Consider the following 10,000-nt stretch of genomic DNA (forward strand, 5'->3'; position numbering starts at 1 on the left):
TTCATTATATGCTTTATTTTTCATGATTGCTGCTTCAATAGCTTTAAAATCCGATAATCTCGGTTTCATTTTAAAACCAAAACGTTTTTCTAATTCGTCATATTTGGCAATCAAATAATCGGTATATCCAGCATCTAATTTTAGAATTTTATCCTGAAATTCAACCATTGAAATCGGTTGGTAACCATCAAAAATAAAATAAATTGCATTTGGGATAGCTTTTGCTACTAATGAATAATGCGAAGCGCCTTTGAAAGCATCGTTTTGATATTTAAATGTAGCATTTGGAACGGCTTTAATATTGGCGTCTAATTCTGCTGCTTTTTCGTTGATTTCTTTTAAATCACCTTCGCCTGTAGCTTGATAATAGAAAACGGGTTTTACCATTTTTGCTAAACGTTCTGCTACACGTTTTTCCATTTCTGGAGCCATTTCTGGTGCTAATGAAATATAAGCATTGAAAATTGGGTTGTCTTTATACAAATAAAAGTTCAAGAAACCAGCAGTTGTGTCGTGTCCAGCAATCATTCTGAAAGGAATGGTGCGGTATTTTTTATCTACATAAGGATATAATTCCTGTCCAATAAATTCAAAGAAATTTGCTCCTGTGCCAGAAGGAAATCCCGCCTCGTCAAATTCACTATCTGCAAAACGAGTTTCGCCATAATTTTGATTTACGGCGATGATAATCATTTCTGGTAAATCGTCCCAATAAGCGCCATATTTTAAAATTCCTTCAAATGGATCTAATAAATATTCGCCATCTAAAATTAACAAAGTTGGGTAGCTTTTTTCTGGGCTAGTTGCGTATGATGCAGGCGTTACAACTGTAAAAGTTCTTGTGCCTAATTTTTTAGATTCGATAGTTTCTGGTGTGCGTTGTGCAAATAAGCATGACGATACCAATAAAGCAAAAAGGAAAAGTTTGGTTTTCATTTTAAATAGTTTGGTTAAATAGATTAGCAATTTACTAATTTATTTTTTATTTAAAATAGGTAAAAGCAAATAAGATAATAATCCTAAGAAAATGGTTAACAATGTTTGAGAAACCCAAATTAAATACCCAAAGGCAGTTCCAATCCCTTCTGAAATTCCGTATAAGCTTAATATTGAAGCTATTGCTAGAGGATATGCGCCTAAACCACCATTGGTAAATCCAACGGCCAATGTGCCAAAAATAAATCCCATAACTACAACATCAAAACTAATATCGGCAGTTTCAGGTAAAGCAAAAATAGTTACATAAAACATGGCTAAATAAGAAAACCAAATAAAAAACGAATGAAAAATGTATTTCCATTTTTCTTTCATTTTTAAGATGCTTTGCATGCCCTCGATTAAGCCAGAAAGTTTTTGTTTTAGTTTTAAGATGATGTTCCATTCGGCATAAATCCAAACCAGAATAAAAAGGACAAATAAAACAAATCCTAAAATTCCAATCCAAATTAAAGTTTCGAATTCTACACCTTTATTAACAAGGTATTTATAAATGGTATCAAATTGGGAAATAAATCCTATGGCTACAAAAAGTAAAAAAATCAACATATCCACAATGCGTTCGGCTACGATAGTTCCAAAGGCCTTGTCAAAAGGTACCTCTTCGTATTTTTTTAGGAGCATTGCTCTAGATACTTCGCCAGAGCGAGGAATGGTTAAGTTCACTAAATACGAAACACAAACAGTAAGTAAATCGTTGCGAAATTTTGTGTTATAGCCTAAGTGTTGCAAAGCAAATTTCCAACGGTAAGCTCTAGACCAATAGCCAAAAAGCGCAATAAAAAGCGATAAATAAATGTAGAAATAATCGGCTTTAATAAAACTGATTTTGATTTTTTCTAATTCATTTGGTGAGAGGGTAGTATATTGATAATAAATAATTCCCAACCCAATTAAAAGTGGGATAGTTAGACTTAAAAATTTTCGGATACTGGCTTTCAAACTAAGTTAAAGAGTTGTCTTTCTCGTTAGGGAAAACTAAAGTAGGTTTGAATTTTTTAGCTTCTTCAAAGTCCATAATTCCGTAAGAAATAATGATGATGATATCGCCACGGTGTACTTTACGAGCTGCTGGACCGTTCAATGTGATTTCGCCTGTGTTTCTTGGTCCTTTGATAGCATATGTTTCTAATCGTTCGCCATTATTAATGTTAACGATTTGTACTTTTTCACCTTCAATAATGTTAGACGCTTCCATTAAGGCTTCGTCAATGGTGATACTTCCTATGTAATTCAAATCAGCACCCGTTACGGTTACTCTATGAATTTTCGATTTTACTACTTGAATTTGCATGATGCAAAGGTAATTAATTTAGTGAAATATTATCAATTAATCTGATATTCTCAATGAAAATGGCGATAAATCCTCGATATTTTTTATTCGATTCTTTTTCAGAAACGGGTAAAAGTGTTGCTTCATCGGCGATTTCGAAATATTCCAATTGAAATTCAGGATGTTTTTCGAATTCGTTTTCAACAAATGTTGTGGTTTCTTCCGCTGAATGGTTTTGGAAAAAATCTTTAGCCGTGTTTAAAATTTGATAAATTACAGCTGCTTTTTCTCTTGCGGATTCTGATAGTCTTTCGTTGCGAGAACTCATGGCTAATCCATTTGCTTCTCTGTGAATTGGGCAACCAATAACTTCAACTGGAATGTTGTGTTTTGAAACTAATTTTTTTACAATTTGTAGTTGCTGAAAATCTTTCTCACCAAAATAAGCTTTGTTCGGTTGAACAATTTCAAAAAGACGTTTCACAATAGTTCCTACGCCATCAAAATGTCTTGGTCGGTGTTTGCCTTCCATTTGATTTTCTAAACCATCGTAATCAAAATTTTCAGAAACGGTGTTTCCTTCATAAATATCGGCAACTTCTGGCGCATAAACGATGATCTTGTTGCTTAAATCTTGCATGATTTGCACATCGCGATCTAAAGTTCTTGGATATTTATCTAAATCTTCAGCGTTGTTAAATTGCGTTGGATTTACAAAAATACTCATTACTGTTACATCGTTTTCAGAAAGCGAATTTTTAAGTAACGATAGGTGTCCTTGATGCAATGCTCCCATTGTAGGAACAAATCCAATGGATTTATTTTGTTTGATTAATGGGCTTAAAAAAGCGCTTAAATCGGACTTTTTGTTAAAAATGAGCATTTTCTACTTTGTTATTTCAGGTGCAAACTTACTATTTTAGTGGATAAATCCATAAAATTTTGTAATTTTGCAAGGTTTTTTAAAACATTAATTAACTAGAATACATTATGGAAGACAAGAGGATATTGTATGTATCATCTGAAGTGGTGCCTTATTTAGCTGAAAATGAAGTATCGTTACAATCGTATGAAATGCCAAAAATGATTAATGATTTAGGTGGTCAAATACGAATTTTTATGCCTAGATATGGTAATATTAACGAAAGAAGACATCAACTACACGAAGTTATTCGTTTATCAGGGATGAATTTGGTGGTAAATGATATGGATATGCCTCTAATTATTAAAGTAGCTTCAATTCCTAAAGAGCGAATTCAAGTTTATTTTATTGATAATGACGAATATTTCAAAAGAAAAGCAACTTTTTCAGACGAAGAAGGTGTTTTATATCCCGATAATGACGAAAGGGCTATTTTCTTTGCAAAAGGAGTAGTTGAAACCGTTAAGAAATTAAATTGGGTTCCGGATGTAATTCATGTTCATGGTTGGATGGCAGCTATGTTACCAGTTTATTTGAAACATTATTACAAAGATGAAGGTATTTTTGCGGAAACAAAAATTATTTCATCGGTTTACGAACAAGGTTTTGAAGGAGAATTAGATAAAGAATTTATCAATAAAGTATTATTTGATAACATTAGTAAAGATGCTGTTTCAGATTTAGAATCTCCTACTTATGATAACTTAATGAAGGTTTCAATTATGCACTCAGATGCTGTGGTTGCAGGTTCTGAAGTGTTGTCTCCAACTTTAACAAAATTTATAGAAAGTTCAAACAAACCTTTTTTACCTTTCGCCTCAAAAGACACAATTAAAGAAGTATATACTTCGTTTATTAAAAATCACGTATTATAAAAGGGTTTTCTACTATGAAAAAAAGTTTTCTAAAAATATTTTCTTTACTTGCTATCGCAATTGTATTCGTTTCTTGTGATAAAGATTTTAACACTATTGGTTCTGACGTTGTTGGAGATGATCATTTTAATCTTGAAAAAGTGGATTATGATGTTGTGTCTTACAACAAAGCAACAGGTCCTGTTCAAACGAATAATCTTTCTATTAATGCATTTGGAGTTTATGAGAATCCTGCTTTTGGTGCTACTACAGCAAGTTTTGTTACCCAATTAGGGTTAACAAGGACCTATGAAAATCCAAAAAAGATACTTGGTGAAAATTTTACAATTGAAGCAACTGATTCAGTATATCTTTACATACCTTATTTCGCAACAGATACTCAAGTTGTTGACGAAAACACAAACTTAAAAGTATATGAACTAGATTCTATCTATGGAGATAAAAACACTACGTTTGATTTAAAAATTTATGAGAATGGGTATTTTTTAAATGATTATAATCCTGGAGAAGATTTTGTTAATAGTCAAAAATTTTATTCAAATGACTTCGCTAAATTTGATTCAAATATTGGACAACAATTAAATACAAGTTCAGATATTTATCAAAACACAAATTTTAAATTTAATAGTAATGAAATTGTGTATTATAAATCTAAGTTATTAGATAACGGTACTTATGTTTTTGTGGATAGCGATGGAGAACCTTTGGCTTCTCAAAGTGATTTAAGCGTTAGAGTTATTAAAGACAGAGCGCTTCCAGGAATGTGGATTAATTTAGATAAGAACGTAATTAAACAAAGAATATTAGAAGCTTCACAAAACGGAAAGCTATTTAATAACAATATATTTAGAGAATATTTTAGAGGACTTTACTTTAAAGTTACGCAAACTTCGCCAGGAACAGGAGCTCTAGCAATGTTAGATTTTTCGAAAGGCTTTATTACAATTCAATACCATTCAGATATAACAATTACCGATTCAAATGGTGTTCCTCAAACAAATAATGCAAAAAGAACATTAAAATTAAATTTATTAGGAAATACAGTTAATTTGATAAATAATGCTAACAATTCAAGTTATAGTAGTGCATTAGCAGCTTCAGATGAAGTTAATGGTGATAGTAAGTTATTTATTAAAGGGAATGAAGGTTCAGTAGCTTTTATCGATATGTTCAAAAATCCTTCAGAGTTGGAAGATTTAAGAGCAGATGTTAAAGCGGGTAACTGGTTAATTAATGAAGCTTATTTGAATTTTTATATCGATAGAACGGCAATGTCTAGTGCAAGTATTTATGAGCCTCATAGAATTTATCTTTTTGATGCAACAAATAATAAACCTATTATTGATTATCTTGTAGATCCTTCGCAAAGTCAAAATTCAAAATTCGATAAATTTTCTAAATATGGTGGAATTATCGAAAGAGAAGATGTAGATGATGGAAGAGGAATAAAATACAGAATTAAGGTTTCGACTTTAATTAAAAATATTCTAAAGAGTGATAATGAAGATAATAATAAGAATGTTAGATTAGGATTAAGTGTAACGGAAAATATTAGACTTAATACTAATGGAGTTCTTAAAAATCCTATTACAATTGGGGCTTCAGACGAAGTAAAATTATTGCCAATTGCTTCATTTATGAGTCCTGTAGGAACAGTATTGCATGGGTCTCAAAGTACTGCAACTTACGTTGATGAAGATGGAAATGTAGTTCCTATGAAATTAAAATTAAGTATTTATTTCACTAAACCTAATAACTAATAGTATATGTGTGGAATTGTAGGTTATATTGGTCATAGAGATGCTTATCCGGTTATTATTAAAGGATTACATCGTTTAGAATATAGAGGTTACGATAGTGCTGGTATTGTATTATATGACGGAAAAGATTTAAAATTATCAAAAACCAAAGGGAAAGTTTCTGATCTTGAAGCTAAAGCGGAAAGAGAGAAAACGACTATTGGTAAAATAGGAATGGGACACACACGTTGGGCAACTCATGGAGTTCCTAATGATGTAAATTCGCATCCACATTTTTCAAATTCTGGAAAATTAGTGATTATTCATAATGGAATCATCGAAAATTATGAGCCATTAAAACAAGAATTAATCAAAAGAGGTTATACTTTTAAATCGGATACAGATACTGAGGTATTAGTAAACTTGATTGAAGAAGTTAAGAAAAAAGAAAACTGTAAACTAGGAAAAGCAGTTCAAGTTGCATTAAACCAGGTTATTGGTGCTTATGCGATTGCAGTAATTGACGTGGAAAAACCAGATGAAATTATTGTGGCTCGTTTAGGAAGTCCATTGGCAATTGGAATTGGTGAAGACGAGTTTTTCATCGCATCAGATGCTACTCCTTTTATCGAATATACTTCAAACGCTATTTATTTAGAGGATGAAGAAATGGCAATTGTGCGTTTACACAAACCATTAAAAGTTAGAAAAATCAAAGACGATTCATTGGTTGATCCTTATATTCAAGAACTTCAATTAAACTTGGAGCAAATTGAAAAAGGTGGTTACGATCATTTCATGATGAAAGAAATCTACGAACAACCAAGCGTAATCAAAGATACTTACCGAGGAAGACTTTTGGCAAACAAAGGGATTATCCAAATGTCAGGTGTTGAAGATAATTTAGAAAAATTTTTAAATGCAAAACGAATCCTTATTGTTGCATGTGGAACTTCATGGCACGCAGGATTAGTTGCGGAATATATTATCGAAGAATTTTCAAGAATTCCAGTAGAAGTAGAATATGCTTCAGAATTCCGCTATAGAAATCCAATCATTAATAAAGATGATGTTGTTATCGCAATTTCACAATCAGGTGAAACGGCAGATACTTTGGCAGCAATCAAATTAGCTAAAGAAAACGGAGCTTTTGTATTTGGAGTTTGTAATGTGGTAGGTTCGTCAATTTCTCGTGAAACGCATGCAGGTGCTTATACACATGCGGGTCCTGAAATTGGAGTAGCTTCTACAAAAGCATTTACTACGCAAATTACAATTCTTACTTTGTTAGCGCTACGTTTAGCAAAAGCAAAAGGAACAATGAGTAATTCAGATTACCAACGTTATTTGTTGGAATTAGAATTAATACCAGAAAAAGTGCAAGAAGCTTTATTAACAAATGATGTTGCTAAACAAATTGCCGAAATTTACAAAGACGCTACAAATTGTTTGTACTTAGGAAGAGGTTATAACTTCCCAGTAGCTTTAGAAGGCGCATTAAAATTAAAAGAAATTTCATATATCCACGCAGAAGGGTATCCAGCAGCAGAAATGAAGCACGGACCAATTGCTTTGATTGACGAATCTATGCCGGTAATTGTAATTGCTCCAAATAAAGGGCATTACGATAAAGTGGTAAGTAATATTCAAGAAATAAAATCAAGAAGCGGAAAAATTATTGCTGTAGTTACTAAAGGAGATACACAAGTAAAAGCTTTAGCAGACCACGTAATTGAAATTCCAGAAACCAACGAACCGTTTACACCATTGTTGACTACAATTCCTTTACAATTACTATCGTATCATATTGCAGTTCTTAGAGGTTGTAATGTCGATCAGCCTAGGAATTTAGCAAAATCCGTTACTGTAGAATAACATTTTAAAAGCGAAATTGGAAGATTTCGCTTTTTTATTGCAAAAAATTCAAAAAATAAATTGCAAAATTGTTTTAGAAAAAACTATCTTTGCACTCGGAAAAATACATCATTTTTCTAACATTAATTAGCTATTAAATAAATACATAAGCAATGTCTAGAATCACAGGAAAAGTTGCACAAATTATCGGGCCAGTTGTTGATGTCGTTTTCAACGATTCAAATAACGAATTACCTAAAATTTACGATTCATTAGAAATCACTAAAAAAGATGGTACTTTATTAGTACTTGAAGTTCAATCTCACATTGGTGAAAACACTGTTCGTACCATTTCTATGGACTCTACAGATGGTTTGTCAAGAGGAGCGGAAGTAGTTGCTACTGGTGCTGCAATTCAAATGCCAATTGGAGCAGACGTTTTTGGTCGTTTATTTAATGTAATTGGTGATGCAATCGACGGTTTAGGAGATTTACCTAAATCAGGTGCAAATGGTTTACCAATCCACAGACCAGCTCCAAAATTTGAAGACTTATCAACTTCTTCTGAAGTTTTATTTACAGGTATTAAAGTAATCGACCTTATTGAGCCTTACGCAAAAGGAGGTAAAATTGGATTATTTGGTGGTGCTGGAGTAGGTAAAACAGTATTGATTCAGGAGTTGATTAACAATATTGCAAAAGGTCACGGTGGACTTTCTGTATTCGCAGGAGTAGGGGAAAGAACACGTGAAGGAAATGACTTACTTCGTGAGATGTTAGAGTCAGGAATTATTAAATACGGTGAAGAATTCATGCACTCTATGGAAAATGGAGGATGGGATTTATCTAAAGTAGATATGCCAGGAATGAGAGAGTCTAAAGCTACTTTCGTTTTCGGACAAATGAATGAGCCACCTGGAGCTCGTGCTCGTGTAGCACTTTCAGGATTATCTATCGCTGAATATTTCCGTGATGGAGCTGGATCTGACCAAGGTAAAGACGTATTATTCTTCGTTGATAATATCTTCCGTTTTACACAAGCAGGTTCTGAAGTATCGGCTTTATTAGGTCGTATGCCATCTGCGGTAGGTTACCAACCTACATTAGCAACTGAAATGGGTGCGATGCAAGAGCGTATTACTTCAACTAAAAAAGGATCTATTACATCTGTACAAGCGGTTTACGTTCCTGCGGATGACTTAACTGACCCTGCACCAGCAACAACGTTTGCTCACTTAGATGCAACAACTGTATTGTCTCGTAAAATTGCTGAGTTAGGTATTTATCCAGCGGTAGATCCATTAGATTCTACTTCTCGTATCTTAACTCCAGAAATCTTAGGAAACGAGCATTATGACTGTGCTCAAAGAGTAAAAGAGATTCTTCAAAAATACAAACAATTACAAGATATCATCGCCATCTTAGGTATGGAAGAGTTATCTGAAGAAGATAAATTAGCAGTATCTCGTGCACGTCGTGTACAACGTTTCTTATCTCAACCTTTCCACGTAGCGGAGCAATTTACAGGTATTCCTGGAGTATTGGTTGATATTAAAGAAACTATCAAAGGATTTAACATGATTATGGATGGTGAATTAGACCACTTACCAGAAGCAGCGTTCAACCTTAAAGGTACTATCGAAGAAGCTATCGAAGCTGGACAAAAAATGTTAGCAGAAGCATAGTCAATGTACAATTAACAATTGATAGTTGACAATTAATTATCCATTGTCAATTATTAATTATCAATTATAAAAGTATGATTTTAGAAATAGTATCACCAGAAGCTACATTGTTTAAAGGAGAAGTTACTTCAGTAGCAGTTCCTGGAATCAACGGTGAGTTTCAAATGCTAAATAATCACGCGCCTATTGTTTCATTGTTAGCAAAAGGAAACGTGAAAATCAATGCTCAAAACATTAAAATTGATAAAGAATTCGTTTCTAAATTCAATAAAGTAAATGAGCAAACGTATTGGTTACCTATTAATTCAGGTACCATCGAAATGAATGAAAATAAGATTATTGTTTTAGCTGACTAAGACAATAAGTTTATAGTAAAAAGTCCTGCAATTTGCGGGACTTTTTTATAAAATAAGAATTTGTTTTAAGCGAATATGCAATGGTTTCAATCCTTAAACACCTTTAATGACAAGCGATTTAGAAAAATATGTTGTTGAAGCTAATAAAAGTAAAATAAAAATAACCAAAAATATCAAAACCCAAATTCGAAAGAGTTTGGGTTTTGTGATTAATCTTTATTTCATTGAAGTGAAAATTTGACGACTCAAAACAACAAAATGTAATTTTAAAATAGAGAAACTCAATAAAAACTGGAAAAT

The 10,000-nt window shown here is 32.6% G+C and carries 9 protein-coding genes; 5 read left to right on the plus strand and 4 right to left on the minus strand.

Features of this window, described 5'->3' with window-relative positions:
- The 4 genes from LDL23_RS02730 to panC form a co-directional block, all read right to left on the minus strand.
- The coding region (locus LDL23_RS02730; protein ID WP_291264340.1) for an alpha/beta hydrolase-fold protein at positions 1-936 on the minus strand (936 nt) is incomplete at its 3' end.
- Between the two features lie 39 nt (positions 937-975).
- Positions 976-1,938 carry a lysylphosphatidylglycerol synthase transmembrane domain-containing protein gene (locus LDL23_RS02735; protein ID WP_291264341.1) on the minus strand — a complete coding sequence of 321 codons (963 nt, stop codon included), beginning with the start codon at positions 1,936-1,938 and terminating at the stop codon, positions 976-978.
- A 1-nt stretch (position 1,939) separates the two neighbouring features.
- Entirely contained in the window at positions 1,940-2,290 is a 351-nt protein-coding gene (gene panD, locus LDL23_RS02740) for an aspartate 1-decarboxylase (RefSeq protein ID WP_026725939.1), read from the minus strand.
- A 13-nt stretch (positions 2,291-2,303) separates the two neighbouring features.
- Positions 2,304-3,152 (minus strand): pantoate--beta-alanine ligase, encoded by an 849-nt coding sequence (panC, locus tag LDL23_RS02745; protein ID WP_291264342.1) that lies wholly within the window; start codon positions 3,150-3,152, stop codon positions 2,304-2,306.
- 107 nt (positions 3,153-3,259) lie between these two features.
- Between panC and LDL23_RS02750 the strand changes: the two genes are divergently transcribed.
- The 5 genes from LDL23_RS02750 to LDL23_RS02770 all read left to right on the plus strand — a co-directional run bounded on the left by LDL23_RS02750 (position 3,260) and on the right by LDL23_RS02770 (position 9,700).
- On the plus strand, positions 3,260-4,066 hold the full coding sequence (locus tag LDL23_RS02750; protein ID WP_291264343.1) for a glycogen/starch synthase: 807 nt from the start codon (positions 3,260-3,262) through the stop codon (positions 4,064-4,066).
- 14 nt (positions 4,067-4,080) lie between these two features.
- Entirely contained in the window at positions 4,081-5,826 is a 1,746-nt protein-coding gene (locus LDL23_RS02755) for a DUF4270 domain-containing protein (protein WP_291264344.1), read from the plus strand.
- Positions 5,827-5,832: 6 nt separating this feature from the next.
- Positions 5,833-7,680 carry a glutamine--fructose-6-phosphate transaminase (isomerizing) gene (gene glmS, locus LDL23_RS02760; RefSeq protein ID WP_291264345.1) on the plus strand — a complete coding sequence of 616 codons (1,848 nt, stop codon included), beginning with the start codon at positions 5,833-5,835 and terminating at the stop codon, positions 7,678-7,680.
- A gap of 152 nt (positions 7,681-7,832) precedes the next feature.
- Positions 7,833-9,344: a F0F1 ATP synthase subunit beta gene (atpD, locus tag LDL23_RS02765; protein WP_291264346.1), complete on the plus strand. Its 1,512-nt coding sequence runs from the start codon at positions 7,833-7,835 to the stop codon at positions 9,342-9,344.
- A 74-nt stretch (positions 9,345-9,418) separates the two neighbouring features.
- Entirely contained in the window at positions 9,419-9,700 is a 282-nt protein-coding gene (locus tag LDL23_RS02770) for a hypothetical protein (protein WP_291264347.1), read from the plus strand.
- Positions 9,701-10,000: the final 300 nt, after the last annotated feature.

The organism is Flavobacterium sp. (assembly GCF_020217025.1).
Classification (GTDB): Bacteria; Bacteroidota; Bacteroidia; order Flavobacteriales; family Flavobacteriaceae; genus Flavobacterium.

What these genes read in the sequence shown, in the direction of transcription:
- panC (WP_291264342.1), bottom strand. Translation starts at nt 3,152, where the DNA reads ATGCTCATTTTTAACAAAAAGTCCGATTTAAGCGCTTTTTTAAGCCCA.
- LDL23_RS02750 (WP_291264343.1), top strand. Translation starts at nt 3,260, where the DNA reads ATGGAAGACAAGAGGATATTGTATGTATCATCTGAAGTGGTGCCTTAT.
- panD (WP_026725939.1), bottom strand. Translation starts at nt 2,290, where the DNA reads ATGCAAATTCAAGTAGTAAAATCGAAAATTCATAGAGTAACCGTAACG.
- glmS (WP_291264345.1), top strand. Translation starts at nt 5,833, where the DNA reads ATGTGTGGAATTGTAGGTTATATTGGTCATAGAGATGCTTATCCGGTT.
- atpD (WP_291264346.1), top strand. Translation starts at nt 7,833, where the DNA reads ATGTCTAGAATCACAGGAAAAGTTGCACAAATTATCGGGCCAGTTGTT.
- LDL23_RS02770 (WP_291264347.1), top strand. Translation starts at nt 9,419, where the DNA reads ATGATTTTAGAAATAGTATCACCAGAAGCTACATTGTTTAAAGGAGAA.
- LDL23_RS02755 (WP_291264344.1), top strand. Translation starts at nt 4,081, where the DNA reads ATGAAAAAAAGTTTTCTAAAAATATTTTCTTTACTTGCTATCGCAATT.